Source organism: Arthrobacter crystallopoietes BAB-32, from assembly GCF_000328305.2.
In the GTDB taxonomy this organism is placed as follows: domain Bacteria; phylum Actinomycetota; class Actinomycetes; order Actinomycetales; family Micrococcaceae; genus Crystallibacter; species Crystallibacter crystallopoietes_A.
In genome coordinates this window covers 1-19,926 of sequence record NZ_ANPE02000192.1, presented here as the reverse complement: position 1 = coordinate 19,926, position 19,926 = coordinate 1, and the positions used below count along the sequence as shown (strand labels likewise).

Annotated in this window: 10 protein-coding genes; 4 read left to right on the top strand and 6 right to left on the bottom strand. The window is 68.9% G+C overall.

Annotation, left to right across the window (positions count from 1 at the left end; all coding sequences use genetic code 11):
- Positions 1 to 131 precede the first annotated feature (131 nt).
- The 6 genes from D477_RS22775 to D477_RS15465 all read right to left on the bottom strand — a co-directional run bounded on the left by D477_RS22775 (position 132) and on the right by D477_RS15465 (position 15,068).
- Positions 132 to 971, bottom strand: coding sequence for a fibronectin type III domain-containing protein (locus tag D477_RS22775; protein WP_237740804.1), 840 nt, complete (start codon positions 969 to 971; stop codon positions 132 to 134).
- The gene (locus D477_RS15485; protein ID WP_052510809.1) at positions 968 to 5,983 is read right to left on the bottom strand and encodes an Ig-like domain-containing protein; all 5,016 of its coding nucleotides are present in this window, start codon (positions 5,981 to 5,983) and stop codon (positions 968 to 970) included. Before D477_RS15485 ends, D477_RS22775 begins: the two co-directional genes overlap by 4 nt.
- A gap of 120 nt (positions 5,984 to 6,103) precedes the next feature.
- Complete coding sequence (locus D477_RS15480; protein ID WP_085940460.1) at positions 6,104 to 12,262, bottom strand: Ig-like domain-containing protein; 6,159 nt, start codon at positions 12,260 to 12,262, stop codon at positions 6,104 to 6,106.
- Positions 12,263 to 12,412: 150 nt separating this feature from the next.
- Positions 12,413 to 13,558 (bottom strand): adenylate/guanylate cyclase domain-containing protein, encoded by a 1,146-nt coding sequence (locus D477_RS15475; protein ID WP_005271449.1) that lies wholly within the window; start codon positions 13,556 to 13,558, stop codon positions 12,413 to 12,415.
- Positions 13,545 to 14,144, bottom strand: a complete 600-nt coding sequence (locus D477_RS15470) for a PH domain-containing protein (protein ID WP_005271446.1) — start codon at positions 14,142 to 14,144, stop codon at positions 13,545 to 13,547. Before D477_RS15470 ends, D477_RS15475 begins: the two co-directional genes overlap by 14 nt.
- A gap of 36 nt (positions 14,145 to 14,180) precedes the next feature.
- A complete protein-coding gene (locus tag D477_RS15465) occupies positions 14,181 to 15,068 on the bottom strand; it encodes a biotin--[acetyl-CoA-carboxylase] ligase (RefSeq protein WP_005271444.1) in 888 nt (295 codons plus the stop codon).
- A gap of 233 nt (positions 15,069 to 15,301) precedes the next feature.
- Here D477_RS15465 and D477_RS15460 point away from each other — a divergent pair, with 233 nt between their 5' ends.
- The 4 genes from D477_RS15460 (at position 15,302) to D477_RS15445 (ending at position 19,655) form a co-directional block, all read left to right on the top strand.
- Positions 15,302 to 16,897, top strand: coding sequence for an acyl-CoA carboxylase subunit beta (locus D477_RS15460; RefSeq protein WP_005271442.1), 1,596 nt, complete (start codon positions 15,302 to 15,304; stop codon positions 16,895 to 16,897).
- Positions 16,894 to 17,133: an acyl-CoA carboxylase subunit epsilon gene (locus D477_RS15455; RefSeq protein ID WP_005271440.1), complete on the top strand. Its 240-nt coding sequence runs from the start codon at positions 16,894 to 16,896 to the stop codon at positions 17,131 to 17,133. Before D477_RS15460 ends, D477_RS15455 begins: the two co-directional genes overlap by 4 nt.
- Before the next feature lie 262 nt (positions 17,134 to 17,395).
- Positions 17,396 to 17,899 (top strand): MarR family winged helix-turn-helix transcriptional regulator, encoded by a 504-nt coding sequence (locus D477_RS15450; protein ID WP_005271438.1) that lies wholly within the window; start codon positions 17,396 to 17,398, stop codon positions 17,897 to 17,899.
- A gap of 25 nt (positions 17,900 to 17,924) precedes the next feature.
- Positions 17,925 to 19,655, top strand: coding sequence for a DUF885 domain-containing protein (locus D477_RS15445; protein WP_005271436.1), 1,731 nt, complete (start codon positions 17,925 to 17,927; stop codon positions 19,653 to 19,655).
- The last annotated feature ends 271 nt before the right edge of the window (positions 19,656 to 19,926 follow it).

Sequence of the window (19,926 nt, the reverse complement as noted above, 5' to 3'; positions counted from 1 at the left end):
GTTGGCAGACGACCCCCTGCCGCCCGAACCAGTCTAGACCGGAATGGTTAAACGCTGCGACGGGGAGTTCTACCCATCCGGCCCGGCCGTGCCGGCGGAAATCTGCCCGCTTTGGCGAAATCGGCCTTCGGCTACGGTGCGGGGCCAACCCGGCCGGTCAGCATGACCCCGTCCGAGCAGGCACCGGTGACGTCGCAGACCCGGAATTCCACGGTGGTGGAGTCTTCCCAGCCGGTCTTGAAGCTCTTGCTCCCGGCGGTCGGGGCCAGGTCCCCGGCATGGTCGGGGTTCGGGTCGTCCCACGGGTAGGTCGTGGCGATGTGCCGCCACTCAAGCCGGTCCACGGTTTTTCCGTTGCTGACCGGGGTGTCCCACGTGAACTTCACCTGCTGCGAGCCGGCGGGGGCGTCGTGGACCTGCACCCGGGGCGGCAGCGGCCGGCCGTACGGAGTGGCCGCGCCGGAACTGGTGCCGCTGCCCTCCACGGCGCTGCCGCTGGCAGTGGACACCGCGTAGACCGTGATGGTGGTGGACACGCCGTTCGTGAATCCGCTGAGCACCTGGCTGGTGCTGTCCAGGCTGCCGCCCTGGCTGGTGGAGGCCTTCCACCGGTAGCTGATCTCGCTGCGCCGGGCGCCGTTGAGGCCGGAATCGGCCAGCTCGTTGAAGGTCAGCCGGACCTGCTGTCCCGCCCCTGCCGTGTTGTGCGGGACGATCTCGACGCCGGTCACTGCGCCGGGCTTACCAGCGGCACGCCGCGGCGCGGACAACGCGCTGGTTTCGCCCTTGCCCACCTTGTTCACGGCGGCCACGGCGAACGTGTAGTCCTGGGACGTGTTGTCCACCGTTACGGTCTGGCTGGTGCCGCTGGTCTGCAGCGTCTGCACCGGCTCACCGCCGCGGAAGACCGAGAGCTCGTAGCCCTGGACCGGCGCGCCGTTGCCGTCCGGCGCCTGCCAGCTGACCTTCAGCTGCGATTGATTGGCCCCGTAGGCACCACCGTGGCCGACGGCGGCAGCGGCTTCCGCGGCAGGCCCGCCGGGGTCTGGGGTGCTGAGGGCTCGCTGAACTCCGACGGTTCCGGCGCCTGGTTCACGGCCTGCACCGACACTGTGTAGGCCTGCCCGTTCTGCAGCCCTTCCCAGACCATGCTCGTCCCGGTCACGCCGGACCGGGTCGGATTTCCCGTGGCCGGAGCCGGGGAGATCCGCACGTTGTAGCTTTCCACCGGGGAGCCGGAGCTGGTCGCGGCCGGCCAGCTGATCGCCAGGCTGCCGTCGCCGCTGACCAGCGTAGGCGGCTGCGGCTTGTCCGGACGGGTATCCGGGCGGGCGTCCGCGGAAGCCGGCGATGGTTCCGAGGTGCCGGCCTCGTTCGTCGCTTCCACGGTGAAGTTGTAGACCACATTGTTGGTCAGTCCGGTCAGCGTGCAGGTGGTGGCCGGGCATTCCTGCGCGAAGCCGGCCGCCCTGACGGTGTAGCCGGTGATGGGCAGCCCGTTGTTGTTCGGCGGCGCCCAGTTGAGCACAACGGTGCGGTCCTCGACGGACTCGACAACGGGCTGGGCAGGAGTATCCGGCCGGCCGCGGACCGTTACCCGGACCTCGCCGTCGACCTGGCGCCCTGCCTCGCCGGTCTTGTCCGCGACGGTATAGCGGACCTGGAGCACCCCCGTGAAGTCGGCCCCGGGCGTCACGCGGATCGCGTCGCCGGCGATTTCGGCCCTGCCCTCGCCGATGGTCACGGCGGCGTCCACCAGCCGCAGCGGGGTGTCCGGGAAGGGGTTGGAGTCATTGGCCAGCACGTCAACCGTGACCGGCTCGCCCTGGACGGCGTTGTCGCGCACGTCAGGGTTGGCGACCGCCAGCGGCCGGGTCGAGGAGACGACGTTCAGGAAGACCTGGGCCGTCGCCGTGGCGCCGGCCGGATCGGCCACGGTCACCGCAAGGACGCCGGTGGCGCCGACGGACGCCTCGTCCGTGGCTGCTGCTTCGAGCCGTCCATCATTGATCCTCGCGGTAAAGCCTGCCGGCACGTCGCCGGAGAGCGAGAACTCGAGCTCCGTCCGGTCGGCTTCGTTCGGATCGTCCGCGAGCTGGCGCAGGTCCAGGCTCTGCTGCTCCTCGCCTTGGGCCACGTCCAGGGCACCGTTGCGCAAGGTGGGCGGCTGGTTCTTGTCCGGATCCGCCAGCACGTCGACCAGCACGGTCAACGTCGCCTTGAGTCCCTCCGGATCGTCCGGACCGGAGCCGTCCGTCACCTCGAAAGTGATCGATCCCCGGCCAACAAAGTCCTCGTGCGCGGTGTAGTTCAAGGTCCCCGGGTCGACCAGCAGCGCGCTGCCGTCCGAGCCGATCGCGCGCAGGGAATCTTCCTGGGTGATGACAGGTGTCCGGCCCGCGCGCACGGTCACCAGGTCCGCCACCTTGAGCGTCAGGCTCTGACCCGCGGTGACCTCCAGCGGGGCGTTGGCGGCCAGCACCGGGAACTGGTCGCCCAGCCCCGGGACCCAGATGACGGCCGTGCCGGCCAGCCCGTCCGCATCCGTCACGGTGTAGGGAACAAGCTGCGGCGCCGCAGCCAGATTAACCCGCACCACGCCGTCGTTGTTTACTGTGGCGGTGCCCGCGGCGTGGTCCACGCTGACTTTGAGCCCGTCGGCCACGCCGTCCGGGTCCTCGTCGTTTTCCAGCACTGGCACATCCACGGCGCTGCGGCCCATGGCCTCGGCCGGTTCCACCTGGTCATCCCGGGCCACCGGGGGCTGCAGCGGAGCGTCGTGGCTGACGTCGACGGTCACCGTGCCCAGGGCGGTACCGCCGCGGCCGTCCGAGGCCCGGTAGCGGAGGTTGATGGTCCCCGGCTCGGCCGGCGTGGTCAGCCAGACCCTGTCCTGGCGCACCTCGGCACCCAGCCGGCCATCGGCGTCGAGCCCGTCGGGAACCAGGGCCAGCCGGTCGCCGTCCGGATCCGCGTCATTGGCCAGGACGTCCAGCGCGACGGCCCGCCCCGGGCGCAGCTCGCGGAAATCATCCACCGGCAGCGGCGCGCGGTTGGTCTCCCCGGCCGGCGCAATGCCCACCCGGACGGTGGCCGTGTTGGTGGCTCCCAGCCGGTCGGTGACCGAGTAGGTGAAGGTGTCCGTCCCGCGCGCCACGTCGGCGGCCACGTAATCGATGTAGGTGCTGCCCAAGAGGGCCGTCCCCTGCGCCGGTGCCTTGGCGATGCCGGTCAGGCTCACCGAGTCGCCGTTCGGATCGATCCCGTTCAGCGGTACCGGAATGCGCACGGTGGCGCCGGAGAGCACGCGCGCGGTGAGATGCTGCGGCGTGGGCCGCAGGTTGTTCTCGGGGTCCAGCGCCTCGATGTGGATCAGCACCTGCGCCGAGTCCCGCTGGCCCAGCGAATCCTCGACCTCGTAGACCAGGGACACCGTCCGCGGGCTGCTGCCGGCGATGAAGCGCAATGCGTCTCCGGACACGAAGAGCCTGCCGGCCGATTCGTCCACGGTTTCCACCAGTTCCGGCACCAGCCGTAGTTTGTCCCCGTTGGGATGGCTGTCGTTGGCCAGGACGTTGATGGTGACGATGTCGCCGGCCCGCACCCGGGCGGTGTCGCGCCGGGCTTCGGGCGGTTCCGCGCGGTCGGGGGCAGGAACGGGTACGACGGCGATCTCCCCCACCGCGCTTTGGCTTCCGTTGGAGATGGTGTAGCTGAGCGTGGTGGGTGCCGCCAGTCCGCGGATGTCCTGGAGACGGATCACGCCGTGGTCCAGCACCGCGACCGAGAGGGCATCGTCGCCGGGCGCGGACACGCCCTGGATCACGAGGACTCCCCCGCCGGGGTCCACATCATTGGCCAGCGCGTCCACCAGGACCTCGCCGCCGGCCGGGAGCAGGGCCGAATCGCGGGTAGCCACCGGCGACCCTTCACTGGCGCTGCCCACGACGTCGATCCGGACCAGGCCGGTGGAACTGAGCGGGCCGTTGGTCACCAGGTAGGTCACGTAGTAGCGGCCCACGGGAGCGGCCTTGAAGACAAAGCTGTTGGCGGCGAAGTCCGGTTCCACTTCGCCCTGGCCTTCGACATCGACGCGTGCGAGGGACAGTGTCCCGCCGCGCGGATCAAGATCGTTCTCCAGCGGATTGATGGTCAGGTCCTGCCCGGCCGCCACCGAGACGTGGTCCGCGTTGGCCACCGGTGCCAGGGAGCCGGCCGGACGAACGTCGATGGTGACCACGCCGTCGGTGCTGCTGCGTCCGTCCGAGACCGTGACCCGGACGTCCTTGCGGCCGGGGCCGCTGCCATCGTCCTGGAAGGTCAGCAGGCCGTCACGGCGGACGGCCACCTGGTTTCCATCGCCGGCGGAGGCGGTGTCGAGGTAGAGGTCGTCCCCGTCCGGGTCCCGCCAGTCGTTCAGGACGTTCTGGGTGACGGATTTGCCCTGTTCCAGCTGGATCACGGTCTTGCGCTTTTGTTCGGGCGCGCCGTTTTCGTTCTCGCCGCGGACCCGCAGTGCGACGTCGGCCGTGGCCGTACCGCCGCGCCCATCCTCCACGCGGTAGCTGAACCTGTGGGTGCCGGCGCCGGCGTCCTCGCGGACCCGGATCTGCAGTCCGCCGCCGTTGTAGATCCGCTGGACCTCGCCGATCTCCGGCTGCGCACCCTGCACCGCGGCGGTCAGGATATCGCCGTCGGGATCCGAATCGTTGTCCAGGACCTGCAGGACGGTGGTCCGGCCCGGCCGCACACCGAACTCGTCCGCTTCGGCATTCGGCGGCTGGTTCTCCCCCGTCCGGTCCGGCAGAGTGTTGTTGACCGTGGTGTCGGCGCTCTCTTCTTCCTCCTCCGACTCATCCGGCGGCGGCATCAGCTCTTCCCAGTTGTCCACCAGGACCAGTTGGTTCCGCACCAGCCAGACGCTGCCGCTGAAGGAGTCGTTGAGGATCACGTTGTCCCGGTTCACCCGGAAAACCGGTTCCGCCGATTCCCCGAGCTCGGGCAGGTCCTCGTCCAGGTCGTGGGCGTCGTCGGTGCAGTCGCGCAGGTACTGCGGGTTCCCGGCCCAGGCGGCGTGGATGCAGCCGCCCAGCTGCACCGGTGCCGCGGGGGTGCCGCCCTTGGCCGGAACCAGCTCGGCGTCGCCGCCATCCAGCCGGACCTTGACCAGGGCCTCCGCCGTGGCCACCGCGGCGACATCGCTCCTCGGTCCGGACTGCTGCAGCCGCGCATCGGCCAGTGCGGCTGGCCCGGCCTCGAGCTGCCGGCCCTCGTCGTTGTACAGAAGTCCCCGCGCCGCATCGAGGACCACCGTGCGCTGCCCCACCGCGGCCACCTGCAGCTCCTCCGCCCCGCGCAGGCCCGGCGCTTCGGCCGTAGTGGTCCCGGCCGGCAGGTACTGCGCGTCCAGTTCCACGGTGCTGATGGCGCCGCTGCCGGGCTCGGCAATCCGCACCGTCCGGCCGGGACCGGCGACCGCCGTGACCCCGGGCTCCGTGGCGAAGACCGGTTCCAGCCCCTCCGGCGTGAACCCGGGCAACGCCGCCGGCTCCATCGCCCAGACCAGCCCCTTGGCCGGATCCGTGACGACCAGCAGGTCCTCCGCCAGGCTGGTTGCCGCCCCGTCCGGAACCGGAGTCCCGCCCACGAACGCCATCGCCGCCGTGTCCACGGGACTGAGCGTGGCCTGGTCCAGGTTGCGCAGCAGCACATCACCCTCGTGCTGCAGGACGTCGAAGTCCGTGCTGTTGGCCAGGAAGCCACCGTCCAGCGTGCGCGACTCGTAGTTGACGTGGCCCACCAAGTTGGCGCTCTGGTTCGTGACCCAGACGCCGCCGTCGTGCAGTTCCACGTCCGCCGTATCCGTCCCCGGATGGAGGAGGATCCCCGCGCCCAGCACGGCGAGCACGACGGAGAAGGCGGTGGCGGACGCGGCTTTCCGTTTGGAAAGCGCGCGCGTCCGGCCGAAGACGTCTGACTTCACGATGGCGAGACCCCTACGAGACTGATGATGCTGCAGGCTGCGGCCCCCGCCGCCCCCTTGATCAGTCTAGACGCAGTGCGGTTAAACGTTGCCCGCAGACGGCGGCTGCCCGCCGGAGGCTCAGCAGCGGGGCATCCCGGCCGGCGCTCCGCCATTCAGGTGGCCGCCGCCGCTGGACTGCCGGACGTGGTCGCCGCGGATGAACAGCCCGTTGTTGATGCCTCGGCTGCCGGCGTCCTGGTGGTACCAGCGGTTGCTGCCGGAGACGATGTAGCACTTCGAGGTGATCGAATCGCCCGGGTAGCTCCAGTGGTTGCCGTCGCAGTCACCCGGACCGTCATAGTTGTCGCCCATGCTGCCGCGGTACTCCATGCAGGTGCGGCTCTCCAGCGTCGTGCCGCTGCCGCCCACCGTGAGTTTCCATTCGGTCGGCGGCTTGGGCTTCGGCTTGCTGCCCGCCCGCGCCGATGCCGAAGCTTCGGCGCCGTAGGTCCCGCGCGAGTTCGCCGCCCTGACCTTGATGGTGTGCGACGAATCGTGCGCAACATTGAGCGTCCGGCTGCCCGAGCGGACGGCCACGTTTTCCCAGCCCTTGCCGTCGATGTTGATCTGCAGTTTCTCCACGTCGTGGTTGGCCGTGTCGGGCGGGGCCCAGCTCAGGGTCACCTGCGGGTTGTTGGTCTCGCCGCTCTGTCCCTGTCCGGAGGCGCTCGGCGTCCCCGGCGCCCCGTAGGGCTTGGCCGCGTTGGAGCGGGCGGACGGGGCGCTGTTGTAGGAGGCGCCGTCGCTGTTGGCTACCGCGGTGACCTGCGCAGTCACGTTGGAGCCGTTGGTGAAGCCGCCGACGGTCTGTCCGCTGCTGACCGCCATCGAGCGCCCGTCGCTGAAGGCCGCCCGGTAGCTGACCTCGCCGGCCCGGGCGCCGTTGCGCTGCGCCGCGGTCAGCTCGTTGAAGCTGATGGTCACGGACCGGCCGGCGCCGCCGGTGTTGGCTTCCTTCAGGGACACGCCCGTCGGTGCGTCCGGTGCGCCGACGGCACGCCGCGGGTTGGACTGCGGGCTGGCCTCGCCGTCGCCGGCCTTGTTCCTGGCCGTGACGGTGTAGGTGTAGTCGGCCTCCGAGTTCGGCGCCGTGATGGTCTGCGAGGTTCCGGTCACCGGCGGCAGCGTCCGGTTGAGGCTGCCGCCCTGGTACTCGCGCACGGTGTAGTCGAGGATCTCGCCGCCGTTGTTTGCCGGGGCAGCCCAGCTGACCCTGAGCTGGCTCTCGTCCCCGACCGACTGCACCCGCTCGGTGGTCGGCGCTCCTGCCGCCGCGGGCGGTCCCGCCGGGACCTCGGCCGCGGAATACGGGCTGAACTCGCTCGGCTCCGGGGCCTTGTTGTGCGCCTGCACCCGCACCTCGTAGGCCTGCCCGTTCTCCAGCCCCTCCCAGGTGTAGGAGGTGCCGGTCAGCCCGGTCTTCTGCAGCTGGCCGCTCGGCGGCGCCGGCGAAATCTCCAGGGTGTACGACTCGATCGCCGAGCCGTTGTTCACGGGCGGCGCCCACGTGACGTCCAGCGACTTGTCGCCGAACTTCAGCCGCGGCGCCCCCGGTGTTTCCGGCCGCACGTCCGGCCGCGCCACCGCGGACTCGGCCGATGGGTCGGACTCGCCCACGCCGTTCACTGCCACCACGGTGAACGTGTACTCCCGGTCGTTGACCAGACCGGTCAAGGTGCAGGTCGTCGTCGCACATTCCTGGCTGAACCCCCCGGTGCCGCTCACGCGGTAGGCGGTGATCGGATCCCCGTTGTCGGCCGGCGCGCCCCACGAGAGCACCACGGTCTCGTCGCGCACCGAGTCCACCAGCGGCGTCGTCGGCGCTTCCGGCCGGCCCTTCACCACAAGCGAGACAGTGCCGGTCGCCTGCCGCGAGCCTTCCTGCGTCTTGTCCTGCACCGTGTACTCCACGCTCATGGTGCCGGAGAAGTCCGCATTGGGGGTAACGACGACGGCGTCCCCCTCCACGCGCGCGGTGCCTCCTTCGCCTGCCGTGGCATTGACGATTTCCAGCGCTGTGTCCGGGAACGGGTTCACATCGTTGGCCAGCACCGGCACGCGCACCGGCTCGCCCTGCACCGCATCCGGCACCTCGTCGTCGTTGGCCACCGGCAGCGGCCGCGTGGAGGCCAAGGCGCTCACGGCCACCCGGCTGGTCACCTTGTCCGAGCGGCCGTCGGTGACGGATACGTTCACCACGCCGGAGGCACCCGTGTCCACGTCGGCCTCGGCCGACACCTGCAGCACGCTGCCGTCGAGGCTGACGTCGAAGCCCTGCGGTGCCCCGCCCTCCAGCGTGAACTCCAGCTTCTCCAGATCCTCCGGATTGGCGTCCGTGGCCAGCGGCCGCAGATCGTACGAGACCGCGTCCTCGCCCTTGGCCACCTCGACCGCGCCGGTGGTGAACTCCGGCGGAATGTTGGTCTCCGGCGCCGGAATCACATTGGTCATCACGGTCAGCGTGGACTTCAGGCCCTCGGGATCGTCCGGGCCGGAGCCGTCCGTCACCTCGAACGTGATGGACCCGCGTCCGGCATAATCCTCCGCGGCGGCATACCGCAGCGTGTTTTCGTCCACCACCCATTCCCGGTCCGCGGTGCCGATGGCCCGGACCTTGTCCACCTCGGTGATCCGCGGCGACCTGCCGTCGCGGACCTCCACCCGGTCGCCCAGGTCGATGGTGACCTCTTCGCCGGCGACCACGTCGACCGGCGAAGTATCCGCCAGCAGCGGGTACTGCTCGCCCAGGGCAGGCACCCAGATCACTGCGGTGGCCTGCAGCCCCTCGGCATCGCGGACGGTGTAGGGAATGAGCTGCACGCTCTCGGTCAGCTCCACCCGGACCTGCCCGGCCGCGGTGGCGGACGCCGTCGGATAGTCGCCGTTGACCAGCACATCCAGCTCTTCGGCGACGCCGTCCGGATCCTCATCATTGTCCAGCACCGGAACGTCGACGGCGGTCTTCCCCTTGGTCTCTACCGGCTCCACCCGGTCATCGCGGGCTACCGGCGCGAGCAACGGCGCATCCGCCCGGACCTCCGCAGTCACCGTACCCACTGCCGAACCGCCGCGCCCGTCCCCGACGGTGTAGCGGACGTTCACCGTGCCGTCCTCGTCCGGCGTCGTGAACTGCACGCGCCCCTTGTTCGCAGCCGCGTCCAGCGACGCCGGCTCCCCGGCGATCATGTCTCCCTGCAGCGCCAGTGGGTCGCCGTCGGGGTCGGAATCGTTGCTGAGCACGTCAACCGCCACGGTGCGTCCGGGCCGGATCACGATGCCGTCGTCGAGGGCGATCGGGTTCTGGTTCGTCTCTGCCTGCGGCGCGATGCCCACCAGTACGGTGGCCGTGTTCTCCGCGCCCAGCCGGTCCTTCACCACATAGGTGAACGTGTCCGTCCCCGCACCCTGGGCGGACGCGGTGTAATCGATGTAGTCCGCCCCGGCCACTGCCGCGCCCTGCTCCGGCGCGCGGTCGATCCCCTGCAGGAAGACGGAATCGCCGTCCGGATCGATGCCGTTCAGCGGCACCGGGATCCGCACCGTGGAGCCCGCGATCACCCGGGCCTCGAGGTTCTTCGGCGCCGGCTGCGAGTTCGATTCGTCGTCCCGCGGGATGATGTTGATCCGGATTTCGGCGGAGTCCTTCTGGCCGGCCGAATCCGTCACCTCGTACACCGCATACACGGTCTTCGCCGTCGGTCCGGCAATGAAGCGCACCGCGTTCCCCGCGGTGAAGATGTCGCCGTCCGCCTCATCCACGGACTCGGCCAGCTCCGGCACCAGTTCCAGATTGTCGCCATTGGGGTGCGTGTCATTGGCCAGCACCTCCACGGTGACCACATCGCCGGCACGGACCGTGGCGGTATCGTTCTCGGCCTGCGGCGGCAGCAGCTTGTCCGGCCCCTTCACCGAGATGATGCTGACCTCGCCGGTGGCCGAAGCAAAGCCGTTGGAGACGGTGTACTTGATGGTGGTCTGCTGGTTCAGGCCCTTGACGTCCGTGATGCGCAGGATGTTGTGGTTCACGACCTCCACCGAGACCGCGGCCTCCTTGGACTCGACGCCCTGGACCACGAGCACGCCGCCGGCCGGATCATTGTCATTGGCCAGCACGTCCACCAGCACCTGGCCGTTCTGCGGCAGCAGGGCCACATCCCGCACCGCCACCGGCGCGCCATCCGCCGCGGTCGCGCCGACGTCGATCCGCGCCAGGCCCGTCGAACTGGACGGGCCATTGGTGACCAGGTAGGTCAGGTAGTAGGTGCCGGGAGTGTCGCTGCTGAAGGCCACAGTTCCCGAGTCGTAGTCGGGCGTGGCCGTGGCATTGCCCACCGGCTCGATCTTGGCCAGGCGCAGGTTGCCGCCGTTCGGGTCGAGGTCGTTCTTGAGCGGATTGACCTGGATCTCCTGGCCGGCGGTGGTGAAGAAGTGGTCCGCGTTCGCCACCGGGGCCAGCGCGCCCGGAGGCCGCACATCCACCGTGATTTCGCCGTCGACCGTTTCGATGCCGTCCGAAACCCGGATTGCCACCTTCTTCTTGCCGTAGGTCTTGCCCACGTCCTGGAAGGTCAGCAGCCCGTCCGGCCGCGTCCGCACCAGGTCCCCGTCCGCGGTGTTCTCCGCGCCGACCAGGAACAGGTCGTCGCCGTCCGGATCCTTCCAGTCGGTCAGGATGTTCTGGCTGATCTCCTTGCCCTGCTCCAGCAGGATGGTCGTCCTGCGCTTGGCCTGCGGCGGCTCGTTCGCGCCCTCGGCGCGGACCGTGATGGTCACCCGCGCGGTGTCCTTGCCGCCGCGGCCGTCGTTGACCTCGTAGTCGAAGCTGTGCCGGCCGGGCGAGGCATCCGGGCCGACCACGATCTGCAGGCCGGTCTTGTCGTAGATGCTTTGGACCTCGCCGACCGACGGCTGGCTGCCGCTGAGCGAGGCGGTGAGCACATCGCCGTCGGGGTCGGAGTCATTGTCCAGGATCGCCAGCGTCGTCGTCCGGCCTGCGCGCACGCCGAACAAGTCGTCCTGGGCCACCGGCGGCCGGTTCTCCTCGGTCCGGTCCGGCAGCGTGTTGATCGGATTCTCGTCCGCCGAGTCTTCGTCCTCTTCGTCGCTCTCCTGCTCCGGCGGGATCAGGTCGCTCCAGTTGTCGACCAGCTGCATGTTTTCCAGCACCAGCCAGACGTTGCCGGCGTTCACATCATTGAGAACGACGACGTTCCGGTTCACCCGGAACACCAGCTCGGCATTGGAGCCGATCCCCCGGATCTCCTGCTCCAGATCGTCCGCGGGCAGCTCGCAGTCCCGGATGTAGTGGTTGGCTCCGGCCCACGCCGCATGGAGGCAGCCATCCAGCTGCACCGGCGCGGCCGGGATGCCCGGCGCTTCGAGCGGCGTACGGTCCGCCTCGGAACCGTTCAGCGGCTGGGTAATCAGTTCGGTCTCGGTCGCGACCGCCGCGAAGCCGCTCTCGGCACTCGACTGCTGCAGCTTCGCCCCGCGCACATCGCCCAGGTCCACGCTCTTGCCGCCCGGCAGGAACAGGGTGCCGGACTCGGCATCGAGCACCACGGCCTTGTCCCCCACCGCAGCAATCTGCAGGTCGCCTGCCTGCCCGAGGTCCTCCGCGCTGTCCTTGCCGACCTGTTCCGGCTGCCCCTCAGCGTTGATCCGGTAGGTGTAGATCTCGTTCGCTGCCGGGTTCGCCACCACGACAGTGTCCTCGGGAGACACCGCTGCGGCCGAGCCCTTGGCCCCGGCGAGCACCGGCTCCGCGGTTTCCTCGCTGAAGGAGCCCAGTTCGGCCGCCGGCGTGATGAAGACCTGGCCCTTGACCTTGTCCGTGATGGCCAGCTGTTCCGCGCCGAAGGACACCTCGGCGCTTCCCGGCAGCTGCTGCTCCGCGTCGCGCGACATCTCGGCCACGTCGACCGGCGAGAGCATCCCCTGGTCCAGGTTCTCCATGAAGACCGAGGACTCGTCCTGCAGCACATCGAAGCCGTCGCTGTTGGCGGTGAAGCCGCCGTCGAGCGTCTTCGACTGGTAGTTCAGGTGCCCCACCAGGCCCGCACCCTTGTTCGTGACCCAGACGCCGCCGTCGTTCAGGTCCACATCCGCGGTGGGGAAACCCTCGTAGTACAGCGCGCCGCCAACCACCAATGCACTCGCCACGGAGAACGTCGTCGTCGAAGCAACCGCCCGCCGCCGCCGGTCCCGTCCAAACACACCGCTGCCCAGCAAAGCCATCTGATTCTGTTTCCCCGTACGTAACGCTTCCGTGCACCGCGGACAGAAGCCGCGCAGGCGCCGTGATTTCTCCGCCTACGACTATGGCACGTTTCACCGCGCCAGGTAAACGTACGGTGATGGGGACAACTCCCCATCACGTGGGGCCGGTCAGTCCACGATGAGGCCGGTCCCGCGCCCGTGCGCCACCGTCACCGGGTGGATTTCGCCGAACCCGCGGATGGTGCGGACCTTCTGCGGCATCAGGACGAACCGCTCGTCCCCGGCGAGCGTGGCCGCAGTCGTCGAATCCACCAGCACGGTGCCCGGCTCGGCCAGCGACGTGAGCCGCGAGGCGAGGTTGACCGTGGGTCCGTAGATGTCGCCGAGCCGGGAGACGATGCCGCCCCAGACCAGCCCGACCCGGGCCGAGGGCAGCAGGTCGTCTTCGGCCATCGCCTTGGCCAGCGCCAGCGAGATTTCCGCTCCGGCCTGCGGCGTCGAGGCTAGGTAGAGCACTTCGTCGCCGATGGTCTTGACCAGCCGGCCGCCGCCCACGGAGATGATCTCGGCGGCACGGTTCTCGAACCGCTGCACCAGCTGGGCCAGTGTCTTCTCGTTCAGCTGCCGGGAGAGGCTGGTGTAGGAGACGAGGTCGGCGAAGCCCACCGCCCGCAGCAGCGGCATCGCATCGTCGTCGTGCTCCGCCGCGGCGCCCAGTCCGGCCTCGGCGCGCACGGTCAGCCGCGCCACTCCGGCGTTGAGCTGCCGCCGCCAGGAGTAGAGGAGCACCTTCTCCAGCGGCTCGATCAGGTCCGGCAGTTCGGTGACCAGTCGCTTGCGGGCCTCCGCATCCGTGATGCCCAGCTGGTGCACCATCTCCTCCACCAGCGCCTCGACCTGCCAGACCACCATCCGGTCCGTCATCTGGCCGATGGACCGCGTGAGGGAAATCGCCGCTTCCTCGGTCAGCCGTTCCTGGCGGACGAGGTCGATGATCGTGGTCAGCGCTTCCAGGTCCGCCTGGGTGAAGGCCACGTCCTCGTCGCCGAGGTTGGGGAAGCCCAGCGCGCGCCACAGTTTCCGCGCCGAGAGCAGCGACACGCCCGCGCCGGCGGCAACTTCGCGGCGGCGCAGGGTACGTTCGGAGCCGAGCAGGCGCTTCTCCAACGCGCGGATCGCCTGCCGGTCCACCTTGGCCGGATTCGGGTCCTCGCGCACATCCTCCCGCGCGGCCTCGAGCTCTTCCCGGGGCACGATCCGCGGCATCGACAGGGTCAGCGGCTCCGGTTCGTGGTGCTCGCTACTGCTGGTCATGCGGCCTTCCTTCCTCGCCGTACTCGGGCTGCTGCAATCTTTCCATGTCTACTCCATCGACCCCATCAAACCCATCGAACATCGCCGTGCGCGGCAGGTCCTCGATCGCCTGGACCACGAGCGCCCGGAAGCGCGCCACCTCGGGCACGTCCGGCAGGCGCCAGAACCTGCCGTAGCCCATGTCCGCGTGCAGGTTGCCGGACCGCAGCATGCGCTGGAGCAGGTTCTGCTCGGTGCGCAGGGCGAAGATGCCCGCCAGGAGCACCTCCTGCTCGCTCCGCCGGCCCCAGCCGCGCCGGACCAGCAGGCGCCGGTTGGTCAGCAGGTACCTGGTGGAGAGCCAGCGCAGCAGCGGCACCAGGCACACGCGCAGCACCAGCACTCCCGCCAGGACGAGCACCGCCGCCCGCAGCAGCGGCACCCATTCGACGATCCACGCGGGCAGGCCGGCGCGGCTGAGCCAGCCCAGCCCGAATCCGGCCGCTCCGAGCACGGCCAGGAACACCACGGCGGGCCAGAAAAGGCGGCGGGCCTGTGGCCGGGCCCGCACGATGACCCGCTCGCCCGGATCCAGTTTCAGGCGCACCGAGGCTCCCGGATCCGGGTATTCCGTAGCGGCAAATCAGGACCCTTCGAAGGGTCGCAAATGGACGACGTCGCCTGCCGCCACAACATGCTCGGTGCCATCGGCTTCGCGCACCTTGAGCGCGCCGAAGCTGTCCAGCCCGAAAGCTTCGCCAACGATCTCGCGCCCCTGCGGCAGCTGCGCCCGCACCTGCTGCCCCAGTGTGGACATCACCTTCTGGAGCCGGCTGAGCAGGCTCGTGCCGTCGTTCCAGCGCGCCTTCGGATCCCCGTTGACGTCGCAGAACTGCCGGTAGCGCTGCGCGAAAATCCGCAGGTAGGACATCAGCAGGATGGTGCGGTCCGTCGTCGCACCTTTCTCCAGCGCCACGGAAGTGGCCGTCGGGATGGGGAGGTCTTCGGCGCCGAGGGTCACGTTGAGCCCGGTGCCCACAACGACGGCGGGCGGCGAGGCATCGGGGTAGGCCACGATTTGTGCCAGGATGCCGGAGATTTTCTTCCCGCCGACCTGCACGTCGTTGGGCCACTTAACCTTGGCATCGAGCCGGGCATACTCGCCCAGCGCCTCGGCCAGGGACATGGCTGCCAGCAGCGAAAACCAGGCATAGCTCTGCGTCGGCACGGGATTGCCGGCGTGGTTGAACGGCCGCAACAGCACGCTGACGATCACCGATGAACGGGCGGGTGCGGTCCATTCGCGGTCCAAGCGCCCCCGCCCTGCGGTTTGCTCCTCCGCGGCCAGTACGCTCAGGTCGGACCAGCCGACTTTGTCTGCCGCGGCCTGCTGCACCAGATCGCTGTTGGTCGACCCGGTGGACTCCACGAGCTCCAGCCGGCGATAGGGGCCTAGCGGGGCGCAGAGCGCGTCACTTAAGCCCTCGTAGTCCAGGGCCGGGCGGTCAACGTCGGAGAAGCTCTGGCTCATGTGTTCCATCCTACGCAGAGCAACGACAATCTTCACCGGAGCCGCCCGAGGCAAAATGTCGGCAAGTGAAATTGTAGGATTGCTACAGCCGTTGCAGGGGCATGCCTCATTAGACTAGGTGCAATGACGCCGCTGGCGCCGCGCTTTTTGTAAGAAACCTACTTAACGGCAGGTCCTCCAGTGAACGGCGCCGGCAACAGCTACCGAACCCGCTCGCAGAATCCGGAGATCCCATGAGCCTCGATACCGATCTGGACCGCTCGACTACCGCCGGCAAGATTGCGGATTTCCGCCGCCGCCAGGCGGAAGCGATGCTGCCGTCCGGACCGGAAGCCGTGGAGAAGCAGCACGCCCGGGGCAAGAACACCGCACGCGAGCGCATCGAGCTGCTGGTCGACGAGGGCTCCTTCGTCGAGTTCGACGCCCTGGCGACCCACCGGTCCACCGCCTTCGGGATGGAGAAGAAGAAGCCTCTCGGCGACGGCGTGGTGTCCGGCTACGGCACGATCGACGGCCGTCTAGTCGCCCTGTACAGCCAGGACTTCTCGGTCTACGGCGGATCGCTCAGCCAGGTCAACGGCGAAAAGATCGTCAAGGTCCAGGAATTCGCGCTGCGCAACGGCTGCCCCGTCATCGGCATCAACGACGGCGGAGGCGCGCGGATCCAGGAAGGCGTCGCCTCGCTGGCGATGTTCGCGGACATCTTCCGCAACAACGTGGCTGCTTCCGGCGTGGTCCCGCAGATTTCGCTCATCATGGGCCCCTGTGCCGGCGGCGCCGCCTACTCCCCCGCCCTGACGGACTTCGTCGTCATGGTGGATAAGACCTCGCACATGTTCATCACCGGCCCGGACGTCATCAAGACCGTGACCGGCGAGGAAGTGGACATGGAGACCCTCGGCGGAGCGCGGCAGCACAACGCCACCACGGGCACGGCCACCTACCTCGGCACCGACGAAACCGACGCCATCGAGTTCGTCCGCGAACTGCTCGACTTCCTGCCCTCGAACAACCTCGCGGAAGCCCCGCCGGCCGGATTCGACGAGGAGCTCGAACTCAGCGAGGCGGACCTGGAGCTGGATACCCTCATTCCGGATTCGGCCAACCAGCCCTACGACATGCGCACGGCCATCGAGCATATCGTCGACGACGGGCACTTCCTGGAACTCCAGGCCCTCTACGCACCGAACGTGATCATCGGTTATGGCCGCGTGGAGGGGCACACCGTCGGCATCGTCGCCAACCAGCCCATGCAGTTCGCCGGCACCCTGGACATCGCCGCGTCCGAGAAGGCCGCCCGCTTCGTCCGGCACTGCGACGCGTTCAACATCCCGATCCTGACGCTGGTGGACGTGCCTGGCTTCCTGCCCGGCAAGGACCAGGAGTTCAACGGCATCATCCGCCGCGGTGCCAAGCTGCTCTACGCCTACGCCGAAGCCACGGTCCCGAAACTGACCGTGATCACCCGCAAGGCCTACGGCGGCGCGTACATCGTGATGGGCTCCAAGAAGCTCGGCGCGGACCTGAACTTCGCCTGGCCCACCGCGCAGATCGGCGTCATGGGAGCCCAGGGCGCCGTGAACATCCTGTACCGTCGCGACCTGGCCGCGGTGGAAGCCGAGGGCGGTGACGTGGAAGCCCGCCGGCAGGAGATCATCACGCAGTACGAGGAAGAGCTGCTCAACCCGTACCAGGCCGCCGAACTGGGCTACCTGGACGCCGTCATCGCACCCGCCGACACGCGGGTCCAGATCATCCGAGGCCTGCGCGCCCTGCGCGACAAACGGGCCACCATGCCGCACAAGAAGCACGGAAACATCCCGCTATGACCGAGACCCAGCACCTGCCCGCGGCCGCGGCTGCCCCGCTTTTCACTATTGCCAAAGGCGATCCGACACCCGAAGAGCTCGCGGCGGTGACCGCCGTCGTCCTGGCTCTGCAGCCTGCCGCGGAACCGGCTGAAACAACGGAACGCCGCACGCGTCCCCGGAATCCGCGCCGGCGCGAACTGCTGCGACCCGTCGTCGCCCACGGCCCGGGAGCCTGGCGGCACACCTTCCGGTAGCAGCCGCCACCCCTTCCGGTAGCAGCCGCCGCATGGAAAAGGCCGGCAGCCCCCAACGTGCTGCCGGCCTCCCCGGCGGATCCTTCCTGACGCTCGACGCTGGCTTTCCCCAAAGCCTGCGGAACTGAGGATCCGATGCTGCCCCGCTCCTCCCGCCGCCCCCTGGGACAGTCCGCCCCCGGCAGGAGGATTTATTTGCAGCTGCAAATAAGTTAAGCGCAAGGGATTTCCCGGGTCAAGCGAATCGGATTAGAGTAGCGCCATGTCCGAGGGACCATGGCTGAGCAGCGGTGAACAGCGCGCCTGGGTCCCCTTGGCAGCGCTGCTCTTCAGGCTCCCCGCCGCGCTTGATTCCCAGCTCCAGCGGGAAGAAGACCTCACCTTTGCCGGCTACATGGTGCTCGCCATGCTGAGCGAAGTTCCGGACCGCGCGATGCGCATGAGCGAGCTGGCTGCGGCCACCAGCACCACGCAGTCGCGAATGTCGCGCGTAGCCGGCGGACTCGAAAAAGCCGGCTACCTCACCCGCAGCATGGACCCGCAGGACAGGCGGGCCGTGCTGGCCCGGCTCACGGACGCCGGGCTGGACAAGGTCAAGGCCGCCTCGCCAAGCCACGTCCAAGCCGTGCGGGCTGCGGTATTCGACCGCCTGACGCCGGCGCAAGTCGACCAGCTCGCGGCGATCGGAGCCAGCCTCATCGGCGAAGACTGGACCGGCGCCATCGATTCGGGCAAGCCCGCCGCCGTCGCACGTCCCGGCAGCTGAAGCTGATAGCCGGTAGGCTCGGCCTGTGACTAACCAGACAACAGAAGCCACCACGGAAGTCCCGAACCGCACCCCGTCAGCCATCGATGCTGTGGCCGACTCCTATACGGAGACCTTGCTGGAGCTGAACCCCTCACTGGCAACGTCGCTGGGTATCCCGGGCCGTGAGACGGAATATCCCGACTACTCCCCCGCGGGCGCCGAAGCCCTGGCCGAATGCACCCGCGAAACGCTGGGCCGGCTGGAAGATCTGGCACCGACGGACGACGTCGACCGCGTCACCCTCGACGCCATGCGCGAGCGCCTGGGCCTGGAACTGGAGATCCACGAGGCCGGACTGGACCTGGCCGAGCTGAACAACATCGCCTCCCCCGCCCAGGACATCCGGGCGATTTTCGACCTGATGCCGACGGCCACCGTGGAGGACTGGAGCAACATCGCCGGCCGCATGGCCAATGTGCCGGACGCCATTGCCGGCTATGCAACCTCACTGCGCGAAGCCAAGAGCCAGGGCCGCATTGCCGCCCGCCGGCAGATCAAGGCCGTGATCGAACAGAGCAACGCCTACGCGGCAGAGGACGGTTTCTTCCGCGCCACCGCGGCTTCGGCCGCCATTGACGACGGCGATCTGCCGCAGGACCTGCGCCAGCGCCTCACCGAGGGTGCCGAGGCGGCCGCCGGCGCCTACCGCCAGCTCGCCGCCTTCCTCGAGAACGAGCTGCTGGCCGACGCGCCGGACAAGGACGCCGTCGGCCGCGAACATTATGCGCTCATGTCCCGCCGGTTCCTCGGTTCCACCATCGACCTGGAAGAGACCTACCACTGGGGCGTCGAGGAGCTGGACCGGATCATCGCCGAGCAGGAAGCGGTGGCCGAACAGATCAAGCCTGGCGCCTCCATCGAAGAGGCCATGGCGCTGCTGGAGGCGGACGAATCCCGCCAGCTGCACGGCACGGCCGCACTCCAGGAGTGGATGCAGCAGCTCTCCGACAAGGCCGTGGCGGATCTGGCCGGCACGCACTTCGAGATCCCCGAGCCGATGCGCCGGCTGGAATGCCTGATCGCCCCTACCCATGAAGGCGGCATCTACTACACCGGTCCGTCGGACGACTTCTCCCGGCCCGGCCGGATGTGGTGGTCGGTTCCGGAAGGCGAAGACCGTTTCAGCACGTGGAAGGAAACCACCACCGTCTACCACGAGGGGGTTCCCGGCCACCACCTCCAGATTGCCACGGCGACCTACCGCCGGGAGCTGCTGAACAACTGGCGCCGCAACATCTGCTGGGTTTCCGGCCACGGCGAAGGGTGGGCCCTCTACGCCGAGCGGCTGATGGATGAGCTGGGCTACCTGGCTGATCCGGGAGACCGGATGGGCATGCTGGACGGCCAGCGGATGCGCGCCGCACGCGTGGTCTTCGATATCGGCGTGCACCTGGAACTGGAGGTCCCGGCCCGCTGGGGCTCCGGCACCTGGACTCCCGACAAGGGCTACGAGTTCCTCAAGCAGAACATCGCCATCAGCGAAGGCCAGCTCAACTTCGAGTTCACCCGCTACCTCGGCTGGCCCGGACAGGCACCGTCGTACAAGCTGGGGCAGCGCCTCTGGGAGGAGATCCGGGACGAACGCCGCCGCCGCGACGGCGCATCCTTCGACGTCAAGGCCTTCCACAGCCAGGCCCTGAACATCGGCTCCGTCGGCCTCGACACGCTGCGCCGCGCACTCCTCGGCGAGGAGCCCACGCCGGTCGAAGCCTGACCCGGCCGGAGCCCACCCGGCTGGCCGAAGCCTGACCGGGACGACGCGCGTCAACCCCAAAATCGATTGGATGCTCCTATGGTTGTCAAGAGTGCTTATGCGGCTGATTTGAGCGTGTTTTCCACGGCGCCGTCGCGGGCCTTGGGCGTGGAGATCCCGCGTTCGGCGATGACCGCCTCGGCGGCCTGATAGGCATCCAAGGGATCGGATTTGCCCTTCAAGCGGCGAATCTGCCGGTTGGGTCGGTTCACCTCCAGCACCTTCAGGCCCT

Excerpts from the sequence above, each read along its gene's own strand:
- D477_RS15480 (WP_085940460.1), bottom strand. The coding sequence starts at position 12,262 with ATGGCTTTGCTGGGCAGCGGTGTGTTTGGACGGGACCGGCGGCGGCGG.
- D477_RS15475 (WP_005271449.1), bottom strand. The coding sequence starts at position 13,558 with ATGACCAGCAGTAGCGAGCACCACGAACCGGAGCCGCTGACCCTGTCG.
- D477_RS15465 (WP_005271444.1), bottom strand. The coding sequence starts at position 15,068 with ATGAGCCAGAGCTTCTCCGACGTTGACCGCCCGGCCCTGGACTACGAG.
- D477_RS15460 (WP_005271442.1), top strand. The coding sequence starts at position 15,302 with ATGAGCCTCGATACCGATCTGGACCGCTCGACTACCGCCGGCAAGATT.
- D477_RS15455 (WP_005271440.1), top strand. The coding sequence starts at position 16,894 with ATGACCGAGACCCAGCACCTGCCCGCGGCCGCGGCTGCCCCGCTTTTC.
- D477_RS15450 (WP_005271438.1), top strand. The coding sequence starts at position 17,396 with ATGTCCGAGGGACCATGGCTGAGCAGCGGTGAACAGCGCGCCTGGGTC.